A 23,748-nucleotide genomic window follows, 5' to 3' on the forward strand; every position below is an offset into this window, starting at 1 on the left:
GTAGCATGTCCCACCGCAGGGGAGGCGAGAGGGAATGACGGACGGCCTTACCATCCGGACCTATCGATCCGACGACCGGGCGGCGGTCACGGCCCTGTGGCGGGCCTGCGGCCTCGTGGTCCCGCACAACGATCCGGAGGCGGACATCGCCCGCGCCGCCGGTCAGCCGAATTCCGACATCCTCCTTGGCCTCCTGGCGGACGACGGCATCGCCGCGAGCGTGATGGTCGGTCACGACGGCCATCGCGGGTGGCTCTACTATGTCGCCGTCTCCCCCGAAGCGCGGGGCCGGGGCCACGGCCGGGCCATGGTGGCGGCGGCGGAAGACTGGCTGCGGGCCCGCGGCATCCCCAAGGCCCAGCTCATGATCCGCGACACCAACGCGGCCGTGCGCGACTTCTATGCCGGTCTCGGGTGGAACGAGAGCCCCCGCATCGTCATGGAGCGCTGGCTGTAGCGGGACGACGCGCCGGGAACGCCGCCCGGCCGCCGGTTGTTTCTCCGCGATAATATCCGGAGGGGCGAACCATGGCGGCGGCGGCGGAGCGGGCTGGTGACGAGGACGGCACCGTCGCCGATCCCCGCGATGCGGCCGAGGAAGCGGGCCTCGCCTATGTCGACGAGGCGACGCCCGGTTTGACCCGGCGCAGGAGCGGCACGGGCTTCTCCTACCGCGATCCGAAGGGCGCCCCCGTCCGCGACGCGAAGACCCTGGCCCGCATCCGGACGCTGGCGATCCCGCCCGCCTATACCGACGTGTGGATCTGTGCCCGCGCCAACGGCCACATCCAGGCGACGGGCCGCGACGCCAAGGGGCGCAAGCAATACCGCTATCACGCCGATTTCCGGGCGGCCCGCGACCAGACCAAGTTCGAGCACATCATCGCCTTCGCGGATGTGCTGCCGGCCCTGCGCGCCCGCGTCGATGCCGATATGGGCAAGCCCGGCCTGCCGCGCGAAAAGGTGCTGGCGACGGTGGTGCACCTCCTGGAGACCACCCTCATCCGCGTCGGCAACGACGATTACGCCCGCACCAACAAGAGCTTCGGCCTCACCACCCTGCGCGACCGCCACGCCACCATCGCGGGAAAAAGCCTCACCTTCCGGTTCAAGGGCAAGAGCGGCAAGACCTGGGATCTCGGTGTCGAGGATCGGCGGGTGGCCCGGATCGTCAAGGCCTGCCAGGATCTGCCGGGCCAGGAGCTGTTCCAGTACCGCGACGGGGACGGCGCCATCCGCGACGTCACCTCGGCCGACGTGAACGCCTATCTGCGCGAGGTCACGGGCCAGCCCATCACCGCGAAGGACTTCCGGACCTGGGCCGGCACGGTGCTGGCCGCCCTGGCGCTCCAGGAATTCGAGGCCTTCGACAGCCAGGCCGTCGCCAAGAAGAACCTGCGGGCCGCCATCGAGAGCGTGGCCTCCCGTCTGGGCAACACCCCGACCATCTGCCGCAAATGCTACATCCACCCGCAGGTGCTCGATTGTTATCTCGAAGGCGATCTCCTTCTCCAAGTGAAGGACGCCGTCGAGGACGAGTTACGCCACGACCTGACGCGCCTGAAGCCGGAGGAAGCGGCGGTGCTCGGCCTGCTCCAGGCCCGTCTCGCCAAAGCCACCGCCAAGGGAAAGGGCGGTCGGAAGCGCAAGGCCGGCAAGCGGGCCCCATCGGCGAAGACCAAGGCTCGAACGGGCACCAAGCCCCGCGCGACGGCAGGGGAGGGGGCTTCGGACGACAGGCAGGCCGCCTGATCCGGCAAGCCCGGCGGCACCCCGGGCGCTCGATCGCGGCCGTGAACGAGGCGCGTCGCCCGGCCCGATCCTCAGGCGGCCAGGGTGACGGGGTTCGGGGCCGTTCCCGGATAGGCGCCCGTGGCGCGCCGGGCCGGCACGGCGCTGCCGGTCTCCGTCACGGGGGCGAGGCCGAGGCGGCGGGCGAGGGCGACGAGATCCTTGAGGCGGCCGGTCTGGGTCTTGCGCCGCAGGTTGAGGCGGTGGGTCTCGACGGTGCGGACACTGAGATTGAGGCGGCGCGCCACCTCCTTGTTGCTGAAGCCGGCGCTGAGGAACCGTAGGATTTCCGCCTCGCGGGGGGTGAGCCCATCGACGGCGTCGACGGGCTTCGGGGTCATCTCCGGACCTTGCGCCAGGGTGAGGAGCGTGGCGCGGACCAGTCCGGCGCAGGCCGTGCGGGCCACGAAGACGTCCACCCCGGACAATCGGCCGAGGGACGCGGCATCGAGCCTCTCGAACGCGGCGGCGACCTTGAGGCTGGGATACCGGGCTCGCAAATCTCCGATCCGGTCGGCGACGGCTTGGACGTTCCCGTCGCCGACGGTCACCAGGGCGACGACGACCTCCGGCAGGGCCGCTCCCACGCCGACCAGATCGGCTTCGCTCAAGGTCCGCACCATCGGGTCGTGGTTCAGAGCCGCCCGCAAGGTCGGATCGAGCCCGCATGGCTCGTCGATCGTCAACACACCCACGGCCCGAGGCATCCTGCACTCCCCCCCTGTGCCATCGCGGGACACCGCGACAAGACCCGAGGGTGGGATTTCAAGATCTGTTCCAGGCGCCCCTGTGCCGCGTCTCGCACGCTGTTCCGATCCCCGAGAACCGGAACGACCTGCCGCTCCGCAAGTCTCACCGATTTCCATCGTCCAAGTCGGCGAACGGCGTCCCGAGGGGCCGTTCGGTCCTTGCCCAGGCTCTCACCCGGCGCGGTTGAGCATGAGGTCGGAGATGGCGGTGACGATCCGGTTGCGGCCCGTCGCCTTGGCTTCGTACAGGGCGATGTCGGCGCGCTTGACCAGACCCTCCACCGTATCGCCCTCGATCCACTCGCTGACGCCGAAGCTGCAGGTGATCCGGATGGGGGCTTTTCCGCCCCGGAGGCGCAGGGCCTCGATGCCCCGGCGCAGGCGCCCGGCCAAGGCTTCCGCATCGGTGCCCGGACGATGCGGCAGGATCACGCCGAATTCCTCGCCGCCGAGACGGCCGACGATGCCGTCCGTGCCGAGTTCCCGCGCGACGGCCTGGATCGTGGCATCGCCGACATCGTGGCCATACTCGTCGTTGATTCGTTTGAAGTTGTCGATGTCGAGGAGGACCGCCGACATCTTGCCGTGATTGCCGACCCGCTCGGCCGCCTCTTGCGAACGGCTGAGGAAGGCGCGGCGATTGAGGAGACCCGTCAAGGGATCGGTCTGGGCGAGACGGATCAACTCGCTCTGCATGTTGGTGAGCCGGTCGGCGGCGCGCAGGCGGGCGTGCAGTTCCTCGGGGCTCGGCGGCTTCTCGATGAAGTCGTCGGCGCCGCTGTCGAGGGCTTCGGCGAGATTGCGTTCGCTGCGGGCCGACGACATGGTGATGACGTAGAGGGGTCGGTTGGACTCGGCGAGCAACCGGGCCGACCAGCACAGTTCCAGACCGCTCAAGGGCCGGACTTCGAGGCTGGTGATCAGCACACGCACGGACGCCGTGGTCTCGATGAAATCGAGCGCTTCGGTCGAATTCGTGAAGACCGTCACCGTGTGCCCGTGGGGTTCGAGCAACGCGGCGATCATCTTGAGGACCACGCGACTGGTATCGACGAGAACAATGTGCATGGCGCGGCGGCCCCCCTGTAGTCCAGGAAAGATGCCGCCAAGAGATTAAATTGTTGCCAAAGGCTCCCCATCGCCGGGGCGTTCGATGCACGGCGTCGCGCCGCAATCGAGGGAAAGGCCCTTATCCCGTTGGAAACCAGCGGATTTTCACGCCGGGGCCATGTGCAAGGCCCGAGGGCGCGTCACATCATCCAGGGATCACACGAAACCCGCTATCGCGTTGATCGCACGCTTTTTCTCGTTGAACCGGCCTCGCTTCAGCGGGACGCGATCGCCCGCAAGGAAGCCCGTCGCGGTGGAACGGTCACCGAAATGATACGGGCGCCCCCCGCCACGGGCGGCGCTTCGGCCCATGAATCCGGGCGGAACGACGCCTGCGGCCGCGGGCGCGACGACGCTTGGGCGCGGGTACGCAGGGGCTTCGTCCGCGCCAGGGCCGAGGGCGAATCGATCACGTAGACCGTCGGCGTGCCGATGGGGGCCGGCGCGATGCCCGAGACCGTGGGCACGCCGTAGGTTCCGTAGCCCCAAGCGCTCGGTACGAGTCGATCGGGGCGCGGAAAACGGGTGAAGGGAGCACCGACGTAATCCCCCCGAATCGCCGGTCCGGCATAGGCGTAGGTCGGGGCCGCGCCGTAGATCACCTGGGCCTGCGCGCCGCCGAGCACCGCACAGGAGAGGGCGGCCCCCAGGAGAGAGGTCGGGAGGACTCGGTTCATCGGCTGCGCACTCCCGGATTGGGCCTCGTTCCACGACGGTACCATGCAGGACAATCGAGGGACCCGCGCGGGCGTTCCCTTCGCGGACGACGCGGAAGACTACGCAGACGGGGCGGCCCACGGAAAAACCCGCCTTCCGGCGGGTTCGGGCCTCTTCGATTGTGGCCTTGCGGGTCTTGCTTTGCCCACCCGACCGCCCCTGCGGCGGAAGCCGCCCTAGCGGCAGGTGGTGACGCGGCGGACGATCCAACCCTCGCCGTCGACCCACAGGCGACGCCGGGTCCGGCTGCAATTGGTCAGGTCGTCGTCGCCCTCGGTCATGGCCGCCACGGCGCTGACGGCGCGAACGGGGAGCTTCGACACCTCCGAAGAGCCCTGGCTCGCGGCCGGACCCGCCAGGGCTCCCGAGCAAACGAGGACCAGGAGACCTGCCGCGAGGGGAAGACGCGTGAGGGAACCCGACATTCCGAAATCCTGACCGGTGCCGTCTCGGCACATCCAACCACCGCCCGAACCGGCCTCGAGGTGCCGATCCGTTGATGACGGGTTAAGTCGCGGCAGGCCCGAAGGGTTGCAGGAATTCTGGCGCCGGGATGGCGAAACCGTGTCGCTCGGCCGAAGTCCGGGCGGGCCGGATCAGGGCTCCGCCGTCACGGTGATCATCGGTAGGCTCACGGCGAACGGCGCCGCGCGCGTCTCCAGCGAGACGGGCGCCCCCGGCAGGGTCGGGAGCAGGACCGCACCGAGACCGAGGAGGAACGTGAGGCCCAGCAAGGACGCCTCGATGCCGCGATAGAACCCGTCCATGCCCTGCCTCCCGTCCGGTGGTGGAGCGCATGATCCACCCCAAATCTTGACGAAACGGTAACCGTTCCGATCCGGGAGGCCCGCCCCGTCAGGCGGTGCCGACGGCCGGCATCCGGAACAGATCCGCCTGCGGCGGATGAAGCAGGGCGGCGGCGAGGTTGGCTTCGAGGACGATGAGATCGCAATCGGGATCGGGGTCCCAGCCGCAGCCGCAGCCGCCGGGCCCCTCATGGGCCTGCGCCACCTGACGGTAGAGGAGGCCGAGGGTTCGGGCCGCGATTTCGAGGGCCTGCATGGCCGGAAGGGGGCGGCGGTTGAGGCTTTGCCAGAAGGCCCGGCGCAGGGCCTCGCCGAGGGCGTCTTCGGCCGAGACCGTCTCGGTGCAGGCATGGACCGTGGGACGGGCGTTCATGCGGCGGTCCCCCGGCGAGAATGGGCGCCCGCCGGCTCCGGGGCGGTGGCGACGAAATCGAGGAAATCCGTGAGGCGATGCAGGCGCAGGTCGACGCAGGAGCCGTCCCACCACGTGAGCTGCGCGTATCCCCGAACCCAATCCAGTGCGCGTTCCATCATGACTGCCTCCCTGCGCGTCGCCGAATCGACGACAACAGCAATGCAGTGCAGCAATTTGGATTTCAACCGTATTAGAAAAGATTAGAATGCGTATAAATCGATGTCCTGATCGTAAAACGGTGATCTTAAATTTGGATCAGTTCCAAATTCTCTGCAAAATGCGAGTTCGCGCCTCGACTTGCGCCGCCGGTCTGCAAGCTTGACGATGGGGAAAAACGAACAACGCAGCGGCCGAATAAAAAAATCGGCGGCCGGGCGGGCGTGGCCTAAAGGAGCGTGCGCATCGCCATGAGGCCGAGGAGCAAGCCGCCGAGGCCCAGCCCGATGGAGCCGAAGATGTAGGCGAGCGCCGCGCCGGTCTCGCCGCGCTCGAGGAGCACGATCCCGTCGAGGGCGTAGGTCGAGAAGGTGGTGAAGCCGCCGAGCACCCCGGTGGCGAGGAACAGGCGCAGGGGCTGGCTGCCGCTGCGCATGGCGTACCAGCCCACCAGCACGCCCATTAGGATCGAGCCGAGGACGTTGATGGCCAGCGTTCCGAACGGGAAATCCGATCCGAGGCGCACGGACGCGAGGCCGATGCCGTGGCGTACCATGCCGCCGAGCCCCGCTCCGACAAAGACGAGGAGGAACCCCATCGCACCGCTCATGGCGTCCTCAGCCGCGCGTACCCCAGCGGGTGCCCATCCGGCTCGGCTGGCTGGCATCGGGACCCAGGGCCGGCCCGCTCGGCTTCACCGGCGCGTACGGCACCGGGCTCAGGGTTTCGGGAACGGCCGACTCCACGGCGACGCGGGGCTTGGCGAACTGGCCGGCCTTGCGGAAGCGCCAGAGATAGCCCGGCACCACGGCTTCCATGGTGGTGGGCTGGAGGCCGATGCCCTCCAGGGTGCGCCCCTCCGCCTTGGCGGCCTCGGACACGACGTTGTCGGACTGGAGCAGCGTCACCTGATCGCGGGTGAGCTTCAGGGCATCCGGCAGGAGGCCGAGGGACAGGGTGTCGACGATCTCCAGGGCCTTCGCCTGAAGGCGCGCCACGGGCAGGGGCAGGTCGAGGACCTTGCGGCGGCGCATGATGACCGTGAGCATGTAGCGCACGATGGCCTCGAGGGTGGCGACCTCCGGTCCGCCGAGTTCGTAGACCCGGCCGGCGGGAACACGGCCCTCCACGGCGCGGGTCACCGCCTCGGCGACGTCGCCGACATAGACCGGCTGGAACCGGCTCTGGGCACCGGCCAACGGCAGCACCGGCAGGGCACGGGCGAGGGCGGCGAAGCGGTTGAAGAAGCTGTCGCCGGGGCCGAACACCAGGGACGGTCGCAGGATGACGTAGTCCCCGCCCGCGTCGCGGATGCGGGCCTCGCCCAGCGCCTTGGTGCGGGCATAGGCGGAAGGGGAGGCGGCGTCGGCTCCGATGGCCGAGACGTGGACGAGGGGCGCGCCGATGGCGGCCGCCGCGCGGGCGATCTCGCCGGCCCCTTCCGCCTGCAACCGCGAAAAGCTCTGGCGGCCGGTCTCCTGCAGGATGCCGACGAGGTTCACCACCACGTCGGAGCCCTGGACCGCCGCCACGATGGAGTCGGGATAGCGCAGGTTCGCCTGCACGGCGACGATCTGGCCGACCTTGCCGAGGGGCTGGAGGAACAGGGCGAGGTCGGGCCTGCGCACGGCGACGCGGACACGGTAGCCGCGCTTGGCCAGGACCCGGACCACGTGGCGGCCGAGGAAGCCGGAGCCGCCGAACACCGTGACGAGCTGGGCGTCGGGGCGGGTGAGGGGAAGGGTCTCGAAGCCGGTCATCGCTCTCAAACGTCTCGAACAGCATCCCCGGCGCGCCCGGCCGCCCCGTTTGGGGCCTGAGGGGCCGTGCCGATCCTGGACGGGTGCCGAAACCGGCGGGCTTCGACGGGGACTATCTAGAACAGTTCCGGCCCCTGGGGGAGCCGTGGCCGCCATGAAAAGCGTTCCGCTGTCAGGGGAAGATTCAGCGCAGGCGCGCGGAGGTCTCGGGCGGGGCGAGGGGGGTTTTCCGGCTCAGGCCCTTGTGGACATGGACCATGAGGGCGATGCCGAAGAGCGGGGTGAGCAGGTTGAGCACCGGCACCACCATGAGGCCCGCGAGCAGGGCGCCAGCCGAGAGCGTGGTCAGCCCGAAATGCCGACGCATGGCCCCGGCTTCGTCGAGGGGCCGGAAACGCCCGGCGGCGAGTTCGAAATACTCCCGCGACAGCAAGTAGGCGTTGGCACCGAAGAAGGCGACGAGGTTCACCCCCGGCACGAAGAACAGGATCAGGGCGACGAGGTTCACGAGCAAGGCGAGGCCGGCGAAGCGCACGGCGTAGAGCATCGCTTGGGCCAGCGGCAGGGCCACCCCCGGCGGATCGCCCGGAAAGTCCGTGCGCTCGACGATGGCGGCGGCATCGTCGAGGAAGAAGCCCGCCACCAGGATCGAGATGGCCGGCATCACGTAGGCGAGGCCGACGAACAGGCCGGCACCCGCGAAGAACACCGCCAGGGTGTCGAGGAAGGGATACTCCACCGAGAGGTGATGGTTCGACAGGAACCAGTTGATCGCCCGGGTCAACCCGGCCCAGACCACCACGAGGAGCCCGACGGTGAGCCCGAGGGACTTCCACAGGATCGCCCGCAGCGGCGGGGAGAACACCTGTCGGAGGGCAGCGAACGCAGCCTTGACCAGCATGAACGTTGGAAATCCCGTGATCGGATCTGACTGACCGCGCCCGGCCCCCGCCGCCCGGTCGTGGGAGGTTTTGGCGATGCGCGCGGGCGGGCGCAAGGGTGTGGTCCGACGCGGGCGGCGGGGAGGCGCGAGGCCGGTGCAGCCCGCCCCGGGATGACCGGACCGCGGATCCGCCCCCGTCGATGCCGCGCCATGGGTTCGATCCGCGACTTTGGACCGTTAAGTCTGTCTGACAAAACTCCCGCTGCACCGTCGCCTTCAGGGCGAGAACCGTCCAGGGGCGGGCGTTTCGTGAAGCACGCCAAGACAAGTCCCAGCCCGAGCCCCGGAGCCCCCATGCGCCCGACGCGACCCGAGCACGCGTGCCTGCCGCCCAGCATCGCGCCGCGCCGCGCGCCCCTGCCGGCCGAGCCGGAGGTGATCGTCGTCGGCGCGGGGGCGGCGGGCATCGCGGCGGCGCGGGATCTGCGCGCCGCCGGCCTCCGGGTCGCCGTGCTGGAGGCGCGGAGCCGGGTCGGGGGGCGCGTGGCGACCACGACCCTGCGCGGCCACCCCATCGATCTCGGCGCCCATTGGCTCCATGCGGGGCCGATCAACCCCCTGGTCCGCCTCGGCGAGGCCCGGGGCGAGCCCCTGCGGATCGCCGCGCAGGAGAGCCACGTCCGGGTCGGGCGCAGGATGGGCCGGCCCTCGGACGTCGCCGCCCTCGACCGGGCCTTCGCGAGGGCGGACCGGGCCATGAGCGAGGGCGCCGCGCGGGGCGGCCCGGACCGGCCCGCCGCCAGCGCCCTTCCGCCGGGGCTCGGCCCCTCCGGGCGGCTGGTGGAACGGGTCCACGGTCTCGTCTCGGGCCAGCCCCTGGGGCAAGTCTCCCTGCACGATTTTCCCAGCCTGGAATACGGCGACAACCGCTTCATCGCGGGCGGCTACGGCGGCTACCTCGCCCGCCTCGCGCAGGGGCTGCCCATCGTCCTGAACGATCCGGTGACGGGGATCGACTGGACCGGAGACGGGGTCCGCGTGACCCGCGAAAACGGCCCGGCCCTCACGGCGAAGGCCGTGATCGTGACGATCCCCATGATGGTCCTGGCGCGCGCCAGCCTGTTCACCCCGGCGCTCCCGGCGGCGGTGGCGGCGGCCATCGCGGGCTTCTCGACGGGCATCTACGAGCACGCCGTGCTGCACTGGCCGTCCTGCCCGTTCCGGGGGGCGGACCGCCTCGCGAGCTTCCTCGGCGGCCATCATCCGTTGCCGGGGCTCCTCACCCGCATCGACGGCACGCCGTTCCACTACTTCGAGCTCGACGCTCCGATGGCCGCGTCCCTCGATGCCCGGCGGGCCGGCCCCGACGGGGTGCGGCGCCTCGTCCGCCGGGCTCTGGCGCAGCATTTCGGCGCCCGCGCCCTGCACGACCTGTCGATTCCGGTGGTGAGCGAATGGCGCCACGATCCCTGGTCGCGCGGCTCCTGGGCCGTGGTGCCGCCCGGCCATGCCGGCGCCCGCCTGGCCTTGCGCGCGCCCGTGGGCGAGCGGATCTGGTTCGCCGGCGAGGCCCTGTCGCGCCTGCAATGGGGCACGGCCGGAGGCGCCTACGCGGAGGGGATGCGAGCGGCGGCGGAGGTGGCCGCCCGCCTGCGGGGCCGGACGGTCGAGGACGCCTAGGCGCGAGGGCCATCGGATCTCCGACGGCGGGCCTGTCCGGAACCGAGCGGCAGGATCCGACGAAAAAATGTTCTTCCTGAAGAACGGTTCGAGAGAGAAGAGTTCTATCCCCGAGGCCGTAAACTGGAAAACATCGTTCTCGTCACCCTGGTATTCCGAGGGCTGTAACCAGAAATTTCCTCCAGGGTGAGCATCTCCGGGCTGAAGCCAGCATCGTCTCGGTTGACAACGTTCGTTATATCGAACGAAAACGAGGCCGCAGGATCGCGGAACCGTGATCGGATCGACGACCCTGCGGCCCGTTCTCGAAAGGTGACAGATGCAGCGCGAGACCCATCCGACCCCGACCCGGCGGAGCCTGAGCCTGTCCGTGTGCCTCGCCGCCCTCGTGCTCGCGGGACCCGTTCACTGGGCGGGGCCTGCCCGGGCCGACAGCGAGTTGCTCAACGTCTCGTACGATCCGACGCGCGAGCTCTACAAGGACATCAACGCCGCCTTCAGCGCGGACTGGAAGGCCAAGACCGGCGAGACCGTGACCGTGCGCGCCTCCCATGGCGGCTCGGGCTCCCAGGCCCGCACGGTGATCGACGGCATCCCGGCCGATGTCGTGACCCTCGGCATCCCGTCCGACATCGACGCGATCAGCCGGCTCTCGAAGAAGATCCCGGCCGACTGGCGCTCGAAGCTTCCCAACGAGGGCCTGCCCTACACCTCGACCGTCGTGTTCCTCGTCCGCAAGGGCAACCCGAAGGGCGTCAAGGACTGGGGCGACCTCGTCAAGCCCGACGTCAAGGTCATCACCCCGAACCCGAAGACCTCGGCGGGCGGGCGCTGGAACTTCCTCGCCGCCTGGGGCTACGCCTTCGAGAAGGAGGGCAAGAACGCCGACAAGGCCAACGCCTTCGTGGGCGACCTCTACAAGAACGTCCCGGTCCTCGACACCGGCGCGCGCGGCTCGACGGTGACCTTCGCCCAGCGGGGCCTCGGCGACGTGCTGCCGACCTGGGAGAACGAGGCCTATCTCGTGTTCGACGAGTTCGGCCGCGACAAGTTCGACGTGGTGGTGCCGCCGACCTCCATCTACGCCGAGCCGCCCGTCGCCCTGGTGGAGGCGAACGTCGACAAGAAGGGAACCCGCCGCCAAGCGGAGGCTTATCTGCAGTTCCTCTACTCGGACGCCGCTCAGGCGATCTTCGCCAAGCACCATTACCGCCCCCTCAAGCGTGCCGCGGCCAAGCCCGAGGATCTGGCGCAGCTGCCCGAGGTGAAGCTGTTCAAGATCGAAGATCTCCAGGGTAGCTGGGACGACATCCAGAAGAAGAATTTCGACAATGGCGGCCTGTTCGACCAGCTGAGCAAGGCCGGGCGATAGCCGCTCGACCCTCCCCCCAGAGGGGGAGGGTTGAAAGAACCACCCAGGACGAACCCCATGCCCCCACCCCTTCGCCCGAGACGTCGGTTTCGTCAGCCGAGCGTCATTCCCGGCTTCGGCCTGACGCTCGGCTACACCCTGACTTGCCTCGGCCTCATCGTGCTCCTGCCCCTCGCCGCCCTCGTGGTGCGCGCCTCGGGCCTCGGCCTTTCCGGCATCTGGGAGGTCGCCACCGATCCGCGCGTGGCCTCGGCCCTGCGCGTGAGCTTCGGCGTCTCGGCGCTCGCGGCGCTCACCGCGTCGGTCTTCGGCTTCCTCGTCGCCTGGGTGCTGACCCGCTACGAGTTCCCCGGCCGCCGCATCGTCGACGCCGTGGTCGACCTGCCCTTCGCCCTGCCCACCGCCGTCGCGGGCATCGCGCTCGCCTCGCTCTACGCGCCGAACGGCCTCGTCGGCGCGCAGCTGGCGAAGCTCGGCATCGAGGCCGCCTACACGCCGCTCGGCATCTTCATCGCCATGGTGTTCATCGGCCTGCCCTTCGCCGTGCGGACCGTGCAGCCCCTCATCGTCGAGATCGACCGGGAGATCGAGGAGGCCTCCGCCACCCTCGGGGCCGGGCGCATCCAGACCCTGACGCGGGTGGTGCTGCCGCCCCTGATCCCCGCCGTGCTCACGGGCTTCGCCCTGGCCTTCGCGCGCGGGGTCGGCGAGTACGGCTCGATCATCTTCATCGCCGGCAACCTGCCCTACGTCTCCGAGATCGCGCCGCTCCTCATCGTCATCAAGCTCTCCGAGTTCGATTATGGCGGCGCCTGCGCCATCGCGACCATCATGCTCGGCATCTCGTTCGTCACCCTGCTCGTCATCAACCTGATCCAGGCCTGGAGCCGCAGGAGATTCGGCTATGTCTGAGATCGCCACCGACCTGCCCCGGCCGCAAGCGGCCAGCGTCGTCACCGAGGGGGGCCTCGTGCGCGGCCTCCTCGTCACGGTGGCCATCGTCTTCCTCGCCCTGTTCCTCGTCCTGCCCCTGGTGACGGTGTTCGTTCAGGCCTTCGCCAAGGGCTGGGACGCCTACCTCGCCGCCTTCCGCGAGCCCGACGCCCTCTCGGCCATCCGCCTCACCCTGATCACGGCGGCCATCGCCGTGCCGTTCAACCTCGTCTTCGGCATCGCGGCGTCCTGGGCCATCGCCAAGTTCGAGTTCACGGGCAAGAACCTCCTCGTCACGCTCATCGACCTGCCGTTCTCGGTCTCGCCGGTGGTCTCGGGCCTGATCTACGTCCTCGTGTTCGGCTCGCAGGGGCTGCTCGGCCCCTGGCTCATCGAGCACGACATCCAGATCATCTTCGCGCTGCCCGGCATCGTGCTCGCGACGATCTTCGTCACCTTCCCGTTCGTCGCCCGCCAGCTCATCCCCTTGATGCAGGAGCAGGGCACCGCCGAGGAGGAGGCCGCGTTGACCCTCGGGGCATCGGGCTGGCACGCCTTCCGGACGGTGACGCTGCCCAACATCCGCTGGGGGCTCCTCTACAGCGTGCTCCTCTGCAACGCCCGCGCGATGGGTGAATTCGGCGCGGTCTCCGTGGTCTCGGGCCACATCCGCGGCTTGACCAACACGCTGCCGCTCCACGTGGAGATTCTCTACAATGAGTACAACTTCGTTGCCTCTTTCGCCGTCGCCTCCCTCCTTGCCGGCCTCGCTCTCGTCACCCTCGGCCTCAAGTCTCTCCTCGAATGGCGCTACGCCGGCGACCTCGCGGCGTCCGGCCGGCGGCATTGATCCCGTGACCGGCTCCACCGCCATCCGGGTCGAGACCCTGTCGAAGACCTTCGACACGGCCGCGGTCCTGCACGACCTGTCCCTCGACGTGCGGGCGGGCGAGCTGCTGGCGCTGCTCGGCCCCTCGGGCTCGGGCAAGACCACGCTCCTGCGCATCATCGCGGGCCTCGATTTTCCGGATCGCGGCCGCATCGTGTTCGGTGCAGAGGATGCGACGCGGCTCCCCGTGCAGCAGCGCGCCGTGGGCTTCGTGTTCCAGCACTACGCCCTGTTCAAGCACATGACCGTCGCCGACAACATCGCGTACGGGTTGAACGCCCGCAAACGCGCCGATCGGCCCGGCAAGAGCGAGATCAAGCGCCGGGTCGGCGACCTCCTCGACCTCATCAAGCTGTCAGGCTTCGCCGACCGTTATCCGAGCCAGCTCTCGGGCGGCCAGCGCCAGCGCATCGCCCTCGCCCGCGCCCTCGCCGTCGAACCGCGCGTGCTCCTCCTCGACGAGCCGTTCGGCGCCCTCGACGCCCAGGTGCGCAAGGACCTGCGCCGCTGGCTGCGCGAGATCCACGACCGCACCGGCCAGACCACGATCTTCGTCACCCACGACCAGGACGAGGCCCTGGAACTCTCCGACCGCGTGGCGGTGCTGGCCAAGGGCCGCCTCGAACAGATCGGCACGCCCGACGAGGTGCAGGAAGCCCCGGTCTCGTCCACGGTGCTGAAGTTCCTCGGCGACACCATCGAGGTCGAGGCCATCGCGCAGGGCGGCGAGGTCCGGGTCGAGGGGCGCCTCACCCCCGTCACGGCGCCCGCCGGCCTCGTCGGCCCGGTGAAGCTCTACGCCCGGCCGTGGCAGCTCCAGTTCGCGGAAAGCCACGAAGCGCACCTGCACGGCACCGTGCGCTCGTCCTACCGCAGTCAGGGCCGCCAGCGCATCGAGGTCGATCGCCCCGAGGGCAAGACCGTGGTGGTGGAAGCCTCCGACACCGCCCGCCTGCCCGCCGGCCGCGCCGTGGGCCTGCGGATCCTCGCCGGCCACGTCTTCGCCGGGTAATCGCCCCGTCCCGGACGCCCGCGGCGCGGGGCGATCCGGGACGACGGGAGACGGGCCTTCCGAAAGGTCGAGACTGGACGGAACGGGACCCGCGCCGTGACAGGCCGAATGGATCAACCGAACCCCGTCTAATCCCTCGGAAAGGCGGCGTTCGCTCGTCCCCGAGCGCCGTGCGGGCTTCAGCCGGCGGTGTCGGGCGCGTTGGCGTCGAGCCAGGCCACGGCGCCCGAGAGATCGAAGCCGTGCCGCGTGCCGAAGGCCGCCACCTCGTCACGGCGCAGGCGGCCGTCGAGGACTTCGCCCAGCACGTGCAGGGTCAGGGACCGTGTTCCCGAGCGGCAATGGGCCACGACGGGGCCGGGGGCGGCCCTCACCGCCGCGCGGAAGGCGTCGATCTCGGCGCGGCCGAGGGTGGGGCCAGTGACCGGGATGTGGTGATAGGCGAGGCCGGCCGCCCGGGCGGCCTCGGCCTCGGCGGCGGTTCCGGGCAGGCCCGGCTCCTCACCGTCCGGCCGGTTGTTGATGAGCGCGGTCGCCACCCCGTCCTTCAAGGCTTCGATTTCGGAGAGCGTCGGCTGGCTCGCCACCGAGAGGGTGTCGTCGATTCGGGTCAGTCGCATGAGGTTCCTCGTTCGGGTCAGGCCGTTCCCTCTTCGCCGAGGTAGTCGCGCCACACGGCGGCGGGTCCGAGGGTGGCGAGGAAGGCCGCGTGGCGGGCGCTTTCCTCCGGGGTGAGGCGATGGCGCAGGCGGCGGGGGCCGAGGGGGGTGTCGTCGTCGGAGAGGGCCGGCCCGGCCTGGGACGTCAGGGTCTCGGCGACGGCGAGGCCGAGGCTCGTCTGCTTGCCGCCGAGCAGCTCGACATAGACCTCCGCGAGGATCTGCGAATCGAGGAGCGCCCCGTGCTTCGTGCGCCGGGTGGTGTCGATGCCGTAGCGTGCGCAGAGGGCGTCGAGGGTGTTCGACGCGCCCGTGTGCTTGCGCCGGGCCATCTGCAGGGTGTCGATGACATCGGCGAGGTCGATGGGCGGGGGCGCTTTCTCTCCGAGGCGAGCGTATTCCATGTTGAGGAAGCCGACGTCGAAGGGCGCGTTGTGGATCACCAGGCGAGCGTCGCCGCAGAAGGCGCGAAACTCGTCGACGATGTCGGCGAACAGCGGCTTGTCGGCCAGCATCGCATCCGAGATGCCATGCACCGCGAAGGCGCCCTGGGACACCGGCCGGGTGGGATTCACGAGTTTGTGGAAGAACTTGCCGGTCTGAACGTGGTTGATGAGCTCGACGCAGCCGATCTCGATGAGACGGTCGCCGTTCTTGGCGTCGGTGCCGGTGGTCTCGGTATCGAGGACGATCTCGCGCAGCATCGCTCGGGCCCATGGAGGATCGGGAAGGGGATCGACCATGCGCCCGCGACCGGGCGGGTTCAAGGCACGGGGCGCGGTCCGCGCAACCGTGCGAGGATCGCGTCGACCTCGGCCTCGGCGTGGGCGAAGCCGAGACTGGTGTCGAGGATGAAATCCGCCCGCGCCCGCTTCTCGGCATCGGGCATCTGCTTGGCCACAATCGCCGCGAAGGCGTCGGCGTCCATGCCGGGGCGGGCGAGCACCCGTGCGCGCTGAATTTCGGCCGGGGCCGTGACGACGAGGACGGCGTCACAGCGTTCGTCGCCCCCCGTCTCGAACAGGAGGGGGATGTCGAGGACCACGACGGGGGCTTCTGCATGGCGTCCGAGGAACTCGGATGCCGCTTGCCGGGCGAGGGGATGGACCAGGGCCTCCAAGGCGGCGAGGCGTTCAGGCTTGCCGATCACCTCCGCCCGCAGGCGCGCCCGATCCACCGAGCCGTCCGGCGCCAGGGTGCCGGGAAACGCCGCCCCGATGGCCTGGGCCGCCGCCCCTCCGGGGGCATAGAGGGCGTGGACCGCCGCATCGGCATCGTGGACGGGCACGCCGCGGGCGCGAAACATCGCGGCGGTGGCCGATTTGCCCATGCCGATGGAGCCCGTGAGGCCGAGGATGACGGGTCGGCTCATCGGCCGACGAGGTCCGCCACGATGCGGTCGCGCAGGGCCGGGGTCACGGCGGGCCGAACCCCGAACCAGCGTTCGAAACCCGGCACCGCCTGATGCAGCAGCATCCCGAGGCCATCGACGGCGGCGAGCCCCCGCGCCCGCGCGGCGGCGAGGAGGGGCGTTTCCAAGGGCACGTAGACGATGTCGGCGACACAAGCCGTCGCCGGCAGGGGCGTGAGGTCGAGGGTGAGGGCGCCGTGGCCGGCCATGCCGAGGGAGGTGGTGTTGACGAGGAGGCCGGTGCCGGGGAGCGCCGCCGGCAGGTCTGTCCAGTCGAGGGTCGCGACCCGGTCGGGATCGAGGGCCACGAGGGCCTCCGCCCGCGCCCGCGTGCGGTTGGCGACGTGGATGCGACTCACCCCGCGCGCCAGCAGACCCACCACGATGGCCCGCGCCGCGCCCCCGGCCCCGAGGACCAGGGCGGTGCCGCCGCTGCGCTCGACCCAATCGGCGCCCAAGCTCTGGTCGAGATGGGCGATGAAGCCCGGCGCGTCGGTGTTGTCGCCGGTGAGGCGGCCGTCCGCGTCGAAGAACAGGGTGTTGACCGCGCCGATCTTCTGCGCGCGCGACGTCAGGACATCGACCCCGGCGAAGGCCGCTTCCTTGTGCGGGATCGTGACGTTGCCGCCGACGAAGCCGCCGTCGCGAAACGTTCGGAGAAACGCCGGAAACGCCTCCGGCGCCACGTCGAGGCGCTCATAGGCGCCCTCGATCCCGTGCTCGGCGAGCCAGTGGCCGTGGATGAGGGGCGAGCGCGAATGGGCGATGGGGTGCCCGACCACGAAGGCTTTCGTCACACCACGTCCTCCGGGACAAGGTTACAGGCGGGGCCGTCCGCCCCCTCGATCTGCACGGTCGCGTGCCCGATGCCGAAGGTCTTGCGCAGGTCTTCGGCGAGGTGAAGCAGGAAGGCGTTTCCGGGATGCCCCCCCGGCATGACGAGGTGGGCGGTGAGCGCGATCTCGGTGGTGCTCATGGGCCAGATGTGGAGATCGTGCAGGGTGGCGACGCCCGGCCGGGCTTCGAGGAAACGCCGCACGGCCTCCGGGTCGATCCCCGGCGGCACCGCCGACAGGGCCATGACGACGCTGTCGCGCAGCAACCCCCAGGTCATCCAGACGATGAGGCCCGCGATGGCGAGGCTCACCACGGGGTCGATCCACAGGGCGCCCGTGAGCACGATGGCAAGGCCGGCGAGCACCACGCCCAGCGACACGGCGGCATCGGCCACCATGTGGAGGTAGGCGCCGCGGATGTTGATGTCGCTGCCCTTGCCGGAGGCGAACAGCCAGGCGGTGATTCCATTGATGAGGATGCCGATCCCGGCCACCACCATCACGGTCACCCCCGCCACCGGCTCGGGGCTCATGAGGCGCAGGACCGCCTCCCAGGCGATGGCCCCCGTGGCCACGAGGAGGAACACGGCGTTGAACAGGGCGGCGAGGATCGAGGAACCGCGCAACCCGTAGGTGAAGCGGGCGCTCGGGGCGCGCTTCACCAGAGCCGAGGCGATCCAGGCGACGAGGAGGCCGAGCACGTCGGAGAGGTTGTGGCCGGCATCCGCCACGAGGGCCATGGATTGCGAGGCGAAGCCGTAAGCCGCCTCGACGATCACGAACCCGGTGTTGAGGGCGATGCCGATGGCGAAGGCCCGGCCGAACGAGGCCGGCGCGTGGCTGTGGCCGCCATGCCCACCCCCATGCCCACCCCCGTGCCCGCCATGGCTGTGGCGATGGCCGTGGTCGTGGCCCGCGTGATCATCGTGGTCGTGGTGGTGTCCGGCCATGGGGTCTCCGTGGCGCTCGGCCAATCGCGATCGCGGCCGCCCGTGGCCTTAACCGTGATGCCTGCGCCAATCCAGCGGGGCGGCGCGATGCGGGGCCGATTCAGACCGCGAACCCCTGAAGTCCCAGCAGGACGAGGGGAATGGCGAGGCCGGCCAGAATCGTCTGGGCCGCGATGATGCCGGCCATCAGGGGCGCGTCGCCGCCGAGCTGGCGCGCCATGATGTAGGAGGAGGAGGCCGTCGGCAGAACCTGGAAGATGAGGGCGGTCGCGGCGGCCGGTCCGTGCAGGCCGAAGGCCCGGCAGGCCAGGACCGTGGCGAAGGGCATCACCAGGAATTTCACGACCGACGAGACGAGGACCGGACGCATCCAGGTTCGCGCCGCCGAGAGGTCGAGGGCGGCGCCGACGCAGAGGAGGCCCAGCGGCAGGGACGCCTGACCGAGCGCCTTCAGCATCGGCTCGATCCCCGGCGGCAGACCGAGCCCCGTCGCCTGCAGCCCGATGCCGAGGAAGCACGCGACCACCAGGGGGTTGAGGGCGAGTTGGCGCAGGATCGCGGCCGGCTGCGGACGCCCGCCGGTGCCGAACCGGGCGAAGACGAGGACGCACAGGATGTTCACCGTCGGCACGATGGCGGCGTTGGCCACGGCCGCGAGGGCGATCCCCTGCGCGCCGAACACCCCGATGGTGGCCGAGACGCCGACGTAATTGTTGAACCGGACCCCGCCCTGGAACACCGAGGTGAAGGCCGCGCCCTCAAATCCGAGTTTTTGACGCGCGGCGAGCAGCCCCGCCGCGACCGCGCAGGTGGCGGCCATGAGGGCGAGCGCCAGGGTGAAGACCGGCACGCCGTCGAGATGGGCGGTGGCGAGCCCGTGCACGAACAGGGCGGGCAGCAGCACGTAATAGCTCAGGCGCTCGGCCTGCGGCCAGAACGTCTCCCCGGGAAAGCCGGCCCGGCGCAGGACGGCGCCGAGGGCGATGAGCAACCCGATGGGGATGAGGGCGAGGACGACCGACGCAATCATCGTGGCCCGGCGTTTCGCGGGCCGATTTCCGGAGGGAACATCAGAACGCCAGGAGGTCGCGGGCGCGCAGGCGAGCCAGGAGCGGAAGCAGCGGAAGGCCCAGGATCGTGGTGTGGTCGCCCGCGATCTCGGAGAACAGGTGAATGCCGAGACCTTCGAGCTGGTAGCCCCCCACGCTCGCCGTCGCGCCGGGACCGGCGAGGGCGACATAGGCGGCGATGGCCTCCGGCTGCAGGGGCCGCAGGGTGAGGTGCGCCGTCTCGACGAAGGTCTCGGGCTCACCGGCGATTAGCGCCACGGCGGAATGGAGACGGTGGGTGCGCCCGGCGAGTTGCCCGAGCTGCGCGCGGGCGGCCTCGGCATCGGCGGGCTTGTGGAACACGACGCCGTCGCATTCGAGCACCTGATCGGCCCCGACGACGATCCGGCCCGGCGCCGACGCCGCCACCGCCTCGGCCTTGGCGCGGGCGAGGCGGCGGGCGAGGTCGGCGGGGGAAAGACCGAGACAGGCGGCCTCGATGGCGCGCTCGTCGACGCCGGGGCTGCGGGTTTCGACGGTCAGCCCGGCCCCGGCCAGAAGGGCGCGCCGCGTCGGGCTGGTGGAGGCGAGGAGCAGGGGCGCGGCACAGCGCCAGAGGGGGGAGGGGGAAGCCATCGCTCCAGTGTCACGGATCGGCGCGCGGCGACAAGTTCCGGCCCCATACGAACGCCGTTCGCGGTCCGCGGCATGACGGAGTTCGCCGATCCAGCGGACGCCGAATCAGCGGCGCATGCTGCGGAAGCGGCAATAGCGGCCGTTATCCTGGAAGCCGCCGGGACAGCGGGCGACGCAGGCCCCAGCCGCGAATTTCAGCGGCGGCCGGCAGGAGAATTTGTGTTGCTTGTTGCGGTACTCCCAGCTCTGCGCCCGGCCGGCCTCGGCGGACGAGACGGTGATCGGTACTCCGACGATCAGGGACAGGAGGGCGGCGCGGGCGAGACGGTGCGGCATCGAGCAGTCCGGGTGATGGGCGAACGATCCGTCAACCCGCATCGGCCCCATCGGTTCGCCTCGGGCGAAGGCCCCGGCTCACGCCACCAGAAATTTCAGGCGGTGCTCGCGGTGCAGGTCGAGGATGGCGGCGGCCGTCTCCTCGATGGAGCGGCGCGTCACGTCGATGGTCGGCCAGCGGTGCTTGGTGCAGAGACGCCGGCACGCCGCGATCTCGTCCGCCACGGCCGAGCGGTCGACATAGAGGGACGAATCGTCGGCCTTGAGGCTGAGCAGGCGGTTCTGCCGGATCTGCACGATGCGTTCGGGGCTCGCCAGGAGGCCGACGAGGAGGGGTTTGCGCGCATTCTCCAGGGAGGGCGGCAGCGGCATCCCGGGCACGAGGGGGAAGTTCGCGGTCTTGAGGCCGCGATTGGCGAGGTAGATGGCGGTGGGGGTCTTCGAGGTGCGGCTGACCCCCACCAGGATCACGTCGGCCTCCTCGACATCGACGGGCAGGTTTCCGTCATCGTGCGCCAGGGTGAAGTTCATGGCGTCGATGCGCTTGAAATACTCGGCGTTGAGCATGTGCTGCGCCCCCGGCCGGGCCGTGGAATCCGCGCCCAGATAGGATTGCAGCAGGGCGTGCACGGGCTGGAGCACGGAGAGGCAGGGCGAGCCGGTCTCGCGGCAGGCCGCTTCCAGGCGCTCCGTGAGGTCTTGGCCCACGAGGGTGTAGAGCACGAGGCCGGGCGCCGCCTCGATCTCGGAGATCACCCGTTCGAGCTGCGGCCCCGAACGCACGAGGGGGTAGACGTGCTCGATGGCCGAGACGCCCTCGTACTGGGCCGCCGCCGCGCGACCGACATTGATGAGGGTCTCGCCGGTGGAATCCGACACGAGGTGGAGGTGGAAGTAGCTGCGGCTCATCGAGAAAACGGTCTCCTTGGACGCCAGGAGACACGGAGCGGGCCGGCCTTGTCCACGGCGCCGCCTAGGGGGAGTCGATGAGTGTGGATAAGCCGGCTCGCCAACGGGGTCCAGGGAAAGGCCGCCCCGTCTTGTCGACTCTGGCCTCCACACCCCATCAGGCGCGCGTCGTGAAAACGCGGGTTTGGGAGAATCAGGGACCGACCGGCCTCCGGCGGCGCATCACGCCACGCAAGGCACTGTCTCGCATCGTCTATCCGGGACATTGCTCTCAATCCGTTAAAGCCCTCTTAACGCCGTGGCGGCGGGGACGGCCTGTGGACGTTTTTCCGCTCCCGCCATCCGGCCCCCTAAAAGAAAAAACAGAGTCCTAGAATCTCTCTTTCCTTTTAGAGGGGCCGTGTGGGGACCGATCCGTCGCGATCCATCCGGATAGGCGGCAAGGACGGTTTTCGAGGGGAGACAGCCGGAGCATCGGTGCTACATAGCGATCACGGTGCTTAGGGTCGGAGATCGGATGAGCCAGGGTGATGGGGCGGACCGCGTGGTCCTGCGGGTGCTCTCCGGCGAGGCGCAGGCGCGACCGCCCGCCTGGATGATGCGTCAGGCCGGGCGTTATCTCCCCGAGTATCGGGCAGTGCGGGCGAAGGCCGGTTCGTTCCTCGACCTCTGCTACAATCCGGATTTCGCCACGGAAGTGACCCTGCAGCCGATCCGCCGCTTCGGCTTCGAGGCGTCGATCCTGTTCTCCGACATCCTCGTGGTCCCCGACGCCCTCGGGCAGAACGTCCGCTTCGTGGAAGGGGAGGGGCCGCGCCTCGACCCGATGGCGGGCCGGGCCGAGTTCGAGCGCCTGCGCCAGGCCGACGATCCGGCGATTTTTTCGCACTTGGCCCCTGTGTTCGAGACCGTGCGGCGCCTGCGGGCCGAGCTTCCCCGCGAGACCACGCTGCTCGGTTTCTGCGGCGCGCCCTGGACGGTGGCGAGCTACATGATCGGCGGACGCGGCACGCCCGACCTCGCCCCGTCGCGGGCGCTTGCCCGCCACGACACCGCCCTCGTCGAAGCCCTCATCGACCGCCTCGTGACGGTGCAGACGGAGTACCTCGTGCGCCAGCTCGAGGCCGGGGCCGACGCCGTGCAGATCTTCGAGTCCCATGCGGGGTCGCTGCCCGATGCGCGTGGTGCTGCGGAGCCCGAAGAGGCGCCCGTCAACGACGTCGCCGAGAGCGCCCTGCCGGAGACCGGCCCCCGCGATGCCCTGACCCGCTGGTCGCTCCAGCCCATCGCGCGGATGATCGCGGGTGTGCGGGCCCGCGTGCCGGGCGCGAAGATCATCGTGTTCGCCCGGGGCTCGGGCCTCGACGGTCATGCCCGCGTGGTGCCCGAGACGGCGGCCGATGCCGTCGGCGTCGACTGGTCGGTGGATCTCGCGGCCCTGCGGGGCCGCGTGCCGGCCTCCACGGTCACGCAGGGCAACGTCCATCCCGAGACGCTCATTGAGGGTGGCGCGGCCCTGGACGCCGCCGTGGACGGCGTGCTCGCGGCCACGGACGGCCTGCCGCACATCTTCAACCTTGGCCACGGCATCACGCCGCAGACGCCCATCGCCCATGTCGAGCAGATGCTGAAGCGGCTGCGCGGCTGATGGACAGCCTCTACCTCTGGATCAAGGCGCTCCACATCGTCGCCGTCATCTCCTGGATGGCGGCGATGCTCTATCTGCCGCGCCTGTTCGTCTACCACGCCTCCCTGGTGCCGGGACCGCACGCGCAGGCGCAGTCCGAGACCTTCAAGGTCATGGAGCGCCGGCTCCTCAAGGCGATCATGACGCCGGCCATGATCGCCACCTGGATCTTCGGCCTGATCCTCGCTTGGCAGAGCGGGTTCTACGCCGCCGGATGGCTCCAGGCGAAAGCCGCCCTCGTGCTCGCCATGAGCGGCATCCACGGCTGGCTCGCCCGCATGGTCAAGGATTTCGCCGCCGACCGGAACACGCGCGGCCACACGTTCTACCGGGTGCTCAACGAGGCCCCGACCCTGCTGATGGTCGTCATCGTCGTGCTGGTGGTGCTGAAGCCGGGAACGTAGAGACGCAGATCCGATCCGTTTTCCGAGGACTGCCATGCGTATCGATCCGACGTCCGTCCTCGCCGGAATCGTCATGCTCCTCGTCACTACGGGAGCCGCCGGGGCGGCGAGTTTCCCGTGCGATAGGGCCGAGGCCGCCGACGAGAAGGCGGTCTGCGCCCATCTTCCCCTCAACGACCGTGACGTCGAGATGGCGACGCGGTTCGAGATCCTGCGGGCGATGCTGCCCATGGGCGGCAACGCCAAGCTGCGCGAGGATCAGGAAGCGTGGCTCACGGAGCGCCGCGCCTGCGGGGCCGACCTCGCCTGCCTCACCCAAGCCTACGATGCCCGGCTGACGACCCTACGGGCGGTGTTTTCGGAATTCGCCAAGCAGGGGCCGCTCTGATCCCGTCGCATCGCAGCGATCCGCGGCGATCACCCGGAAGCGGCAGGATTCCGCGACACGAACTCCGTTTGCTTGCCGGTGACGGGCGGAGTTCGGTTGTCCTCACGCGCCGCGCGGGCTTTGTGAGACGGTTTCGGCTTCGATCAGGCGGAGACCGTCCCCTAGGCGAAGCGGTCTGAAATCTCGGGGGGCTTCGGTGCGTCGCGAAAG

At 70.0% G+C, this 23,748-nt stretch carries 29 protein-coding genes; 10 read left to right on the top strand and 19 right to left on the bottom strand.

The window, feature by feature from the left end:
- Positions 1 to 34: 34 nt before the first annotated feature.
- Together BM249_RS10155 and BM249_RS10160 are read left to right on the top strand one after the other, a co-directional pair.
- Positions 35 to 457 carry a GNAT family acetyltransferase gene (locus BM249_RS10155; protein ID WP_091971453.1) on the top strand — a complete coding sequence of 141 codons (423 nt, stop codon included), beginning with the start codon at positions 35 to 37 and terminating at the stop codon, positions 455 to 457.
- 71 nt (positions 458 to 528) lie between these two features.
- Positions 529 to 1,752 (top strand): DNA topoisomerase IB, encoded by a 1,224-nt coding sequence (locus tag BM249_RS10160; protein ID WP_091971455.1) that lies wholly within the window; start codon positions 529 to 531, stop codon positions 1,750 to 1,752.
- A 71-nt stretch (positions 1,753 to 1,823) separates the two neighbouring features.
- Here BM249_RS10160 and BM249_RS10165 read toward each other — a convergent pair whose 3' ends face one another.
- From BM249_RS10165 to BM249_RS10200, 10 genes are all read right to left on the bottom strand, one after another.
- Entirely contained in the window at positions 1,824 to 2,498 is a 675-nt protein-coding gene (locus tag BM249_RS10165) for a response regulator transcription factor (RefSeq protein ID WP_091971458.1), read from the bottom strand.
- A 213-nt stretch (positions 2,499 to 2,711) separates the two neighbouring features.
- The gene (locus tag BM249_RS10170; protein WP_091971461.1) at positions 2,712 to 3,608 is read right to left on the bottom strand and encodes a GGDEF domain-containing response regulator; all 897 of its coding nucleotides are present in this window, start codon (positions 3,606 to 3,608) and stop codon (positions 2,712 to 2,714) included.
- A 257-nt stretch (positions 3,609 to 3,865) separates the two neighbouring features.
- Positions 3,866 to 4,327 carry a hypothetical protein gene (locus tag BM249_RS10175; RefSeq protein ID WP_091971464.1) on the bottom strand — a complete coding sequence of 154 codons (462 nt, stop codon included), beginning with the start codon at positions 4,325 to 4,327 and terminating at the stop codon, positions 3,866 to 3,868.
- 216 nt (positions 4,328 to 4,543) lie between these two features.
- Positions 4,544 to 4,792 (bottom strand): hypothetical protein, encoded by a 249-nt coding sequence (locus BM249_RS10180; protein WP_091971466.1) that lies wholly within the window; start codon positions 4,790 to 4,792, stop codon positions 4,544 to 4,546.
- A 171-nt stretch (positions 4,793 to 4,963) separates the two neighbouring features.
- The gene (locus BM249_RS21655; protein ID WP_177232381.1) at positions 4,964 to 5,134 is read right to left on the bottom strand and encodes a hypothetical protein; all 171 of its coding nucleotides are present in this window, start codon (positions 5,132 to 5,134) and stop codon (positions 4,964 to 4,966) included.
- Between the two features lie 88 nt (positions 5,135 to 5,222).
- The gene (locus BM249_RS10185) at positions 5,223 to 5,546 is read right to left on the bottom strand and encodes a hypothetical protein (protein WP_177232382.1); all 324 of its coding nucleotides are present in this window, start codon (positions 5,544 to 5,546) and stop codon (positions 5,223 to 5,225) included.
- Entirely contained in the window at positions 5,543 to 5,707 is a 165-nt protein-coding gene (locus BM249_RS21660; protein ID WP_177232383.1) for a hypothetical protein, read from the bottom strand. Before BM249_RS21660 ends, BM249_RS10185 begins: the two co-directional genes overlap by 4 nt.
- 266 nt (positions 5,708 to 5,973) lie before the next feature.
- The gene (gene crcB, locus BM249_RS10190; RefSeq protein WP_091971471.1) at positions 5,974 to 6,342 is read right to left on the bottom strand and encodes a fluoride efflux transporter CrcB; all 369 of its coding nucleotides are present in this window, start codon (positions 6,340 to 6,342) and stop codon (positions 5,974 to 5,976) included.
- A gap of 19 nt (positions 6,343 to 6,361) precedes the next feature.
- Positions 6,362 to 7,504, bottom strand: coding sequence for a complex I NDUFA9 subunit family protein (locus BM249_RS10195; protein WP_091971474.1), 1,143 nt, complete (start codon positions 7,502 to 7,504; stop codon positions 6,362 to 6,364).
- Positions 7,505 to 7,688: 184 nt separating this feature from the next.
- Positions 7,689 to 8,405 (bottom strand): sulfate transporter family protein, encoded by a 717-nt coding sequence (locus tag BM249_RS10200; RefSeq protein ID WP_091971476.1) that lies wholly within the window; start codon positions 8,403 to 8,405, stop codon positions 7,689 to 7,691.
- 336 nt (positions 8,406 to 8,741) lie between these two features.
- Here BM249_RS10200 and BM249_RS10205 point away from each other — a divergent pair, with 336 nt between their 5' ends.
- The 5 genes from BM249_RS10205 to BM249_RS10225 all read left to right on the top strand — a co-directional run bounded on the left by BM249_RS10205 (position 8,742) and on the right by BM249_RS10225 (position 14,273).
- On the top strand, positions 8,742 to 10,067 hold the full coding sequence (locus tag BM249_RS10205) for a flavin monoamine oxidase family protein (RefSeq protein WP_091971478.1): 1,326 nt from the start codon (positions 8,742 to 8,744) through the stop codon (positions 10,065 to 10,067).
- A 319-nt stretch (positions 10,068 to 10,386) separates the two neighbouring features.
- On the top strand, positions 10,387 to 11,439 hold the full coding sequence (locus tag BM249_RS10210) for a sulfate ABC transporter substrate-binding protein (RefSeq protein ID WP_091971480.1): 1,053 nt from the start codon (positions 10,387 to 10,389) through the stop codon (positions 11,437 to 11,439).
- A gap of 57 nt (positions 11,440 to 11,496) precedes the next feature.
- Complete coding sequence (gene cysT, locus BM249_RS10215; RefSeq protein ID WP_091971482.1) at positions 11,497 to 12,351, top strand: sulfate ABC transporter permease subunit CysT; 855 nt, start codon at positions 11,497 to 11,499, stop codon at positions 12,349 to 12,351.
- On the top strand, positions 12,344 to 13,222 hold the full coding sequence (gene cysW, locus BM249_RS10220; RefSeq protein ID WP_091971484.1) for a sulfate ABC transporter permease subunit CysW: 879 nt from the start codon (positions 12,344 to 12,346) through the stop codon (positions 13,220 to 13,222). The genes cysT and cysW overlap by 8 nt, the downstream gene beginning before the upstream one ends.
- A gap of 4 nt (positions 13,223 to 13,226) precedes the next feature.
- On the top strand, positions 13,227 to 14,273 hold the full coding sequence (locus BM249_RS10225) for a sulfate/molybdate ABC transporter ATP-binding protein (protein WP_091971486.1): 1,047 nt from the start codon (positions 13,227 to 13,229) through the stop codon (positions 14,271 to 14,273).
- 179 nt (positions 14,274 to 14,452) lie between these two features.
- On the opposite strand, the gene BM249_RS10230 is transcribed toward BM249_RS10225, so the two are convergent.
- The 9 genes from BM249_RS10230 to BM249_RS10270 all read right to left on the bottom strand — a co-directional run bounded on the left by BM249_RS10230 (position 14,453) and on the right by BM249_RS10270 (position 21,059).
- Positions 14,453 to 14,893, bottom strand: coding sequence for a protein tyrosine phosphatase family protein (locus BM249_RS10230; protein WP_091971488.1), 441 nt, complete (start codon positions 14,891 to 14,893; stop codon positions 14,453 to 14,455).
- Between the two features lie 17 nt (positions 14,894 to 14,910).
- A complete protein-coding gene (gene dnaQ / locus BM249_RS10235) occupies positions 14,911 to 15,636 on the bottom strand; it encodes a DNA polymerase III subunit epsilon (protein ID WP_091971490.1) in 726 nt (241 codons plus the stop codon).
- 59 nt (positions 15,637 to 15,695) lie between these two features.
- Positions 15,696 to 16,304 (bottom strand): dephospho-CoA kinase, encoded by a 609-nt coding sequence (gene coaE, locus BM249_RS10240; RefSeq protein ID WP_091971492.1) that lies wholly within the window; start codon positions 16,302 to 16,304, stop codon positions 15,696 to 15,698.
- A complete protein-coding gene (locus tag BM249_RS10245) occupies positions 16,301 to 17,140 on the bottom strand; it encodes a shikimate dehydrogenase (RefSeq protein WP_091971495.1) in 840 nt (279 codons plus the stop codon). The genes coaE and BM249_RS10245 overlap by 4 nt, the downstream gene beginning before the upstream one ends.
- A complete protein-coding gene (locus BM249_RS10250) occupies positions 17,137 to 18,129 on the bottom strand; it encodes a cation diffusion facilitator family transporter (protein ID WP_091971498.1) in 993 nt (330 codons plus the stop codon). Before BM249_RS10250 ends, BM249_RS10245 begins: the two co-directional genes overlap by 4 nt.
- Before the next feature lie 100 nt (positions 18,130 to 18,229).
- Positions 18,230 to 19,159 (bottom strand): AEC family transporter, encoded by a 930-nt coding sequence (locus BM249_RS10255; RefSeq protein ID WP_091971501.1) that lies wholly within the window; start codon positions 19,157 to 19,159, stop codon positions 18,230 to 18,232.
- Positions 19,160 to 19,199: 40 nt separating this feature from the next.
- Positions 19,200 to 19,814, bottom strand: coding sequence for a Maf family protein (locus BM249_RS10260; protein ID WP_091971504.1), 615 nt, complete (start codon positions 19,812 to 19,814; stop codon positions 19,200 to 19,202).
- 105 nt (positions 19,815 to 19,919) lie between these two features.
- On the bottom strand, positions 19,920 to 20,150 hold the full coding sequence (locus tag BM249_RS10265) for a hypothetical protein (protein WP_091971609.1): 231 nt from the start codon (positions 20,148 to 20,150) through the stop codon (positions 19,920 to 19,922).
- 78 nt (positions 20,151 to 20,228) lie between these two features.
- Positions 20,229 to 21,059 (bottom strand): pyruvate, water dikinase regulatory protein, encoded by an 831-nt coding sequence (locus BM249_RS10270; protein ID WP_091971506.1) that lies wholly within the window; start codon positions 21,057 to 21,059, stop codon positions 20,229 to 20,231.
- A 517-nt stretch (positions 21,060 to 21,576) separates the two neighbouring features.
- Between BM249_RS10270 and BM249_RS10275 the strand changes: the two genes are divergently transcribed.
- From BM249_RS10275 to BM249_RS10285, 3 genes are all read left to right on the top strand, one after another.
- Complete coding sequence (locus BM249_RS10275) at positions 21,577 to 22,707, top strand: uroporphyrinogen decarboxylase (RefSeq protein WP_091971508.1); 1,131 nt, start codon at positions 21,577 to 21,579, stop codon at positions 22,705 to 22,707.
- Positions 22,707 to 23,150: a protoporphyrinogen oxidase HemJ gene (gene hemJ / locus BM249_RS10280; protein WP_091971511.1), complete on the top strand. Its 444-nt coding sequence runs from the start codon at positions 22,707 to 22,709 to the stop codon at positions 23,148 to 23,150. The genes BM249_RS10275 and hemJ overlap by 1 nt, the downstream gene beginning before the upstream one ends.
- Before the next feature lie 73 nt (positions 23,151 to 23,223).
- The gene (locus tag BM249_RS10285; RefSeq protein ID WP_091971612.1) at positions 23,224 to 23,538 is read left to right on the top strand and encodes a lysozyme inhibitor LprI family protein; all 315 of its coding nucleotides are present in this window, start codon (positions 23,224 to 23,226) and stop codon (positions 23,536 to 23,538) included.
- Positions 23,539 to 23,748: the final 210 nt, after the last annotated feature.

Source organism: Methylobacterium gossipiicola (assembly GCF_900113485.1).
Taxonomy (GTDB): Bacteria; Pseudomonadota; Alphaproteobacteria; order Rhizobiales; family Beijerinckiaceae; genus Methylobacterium; species Methylobacterium gossipiicola.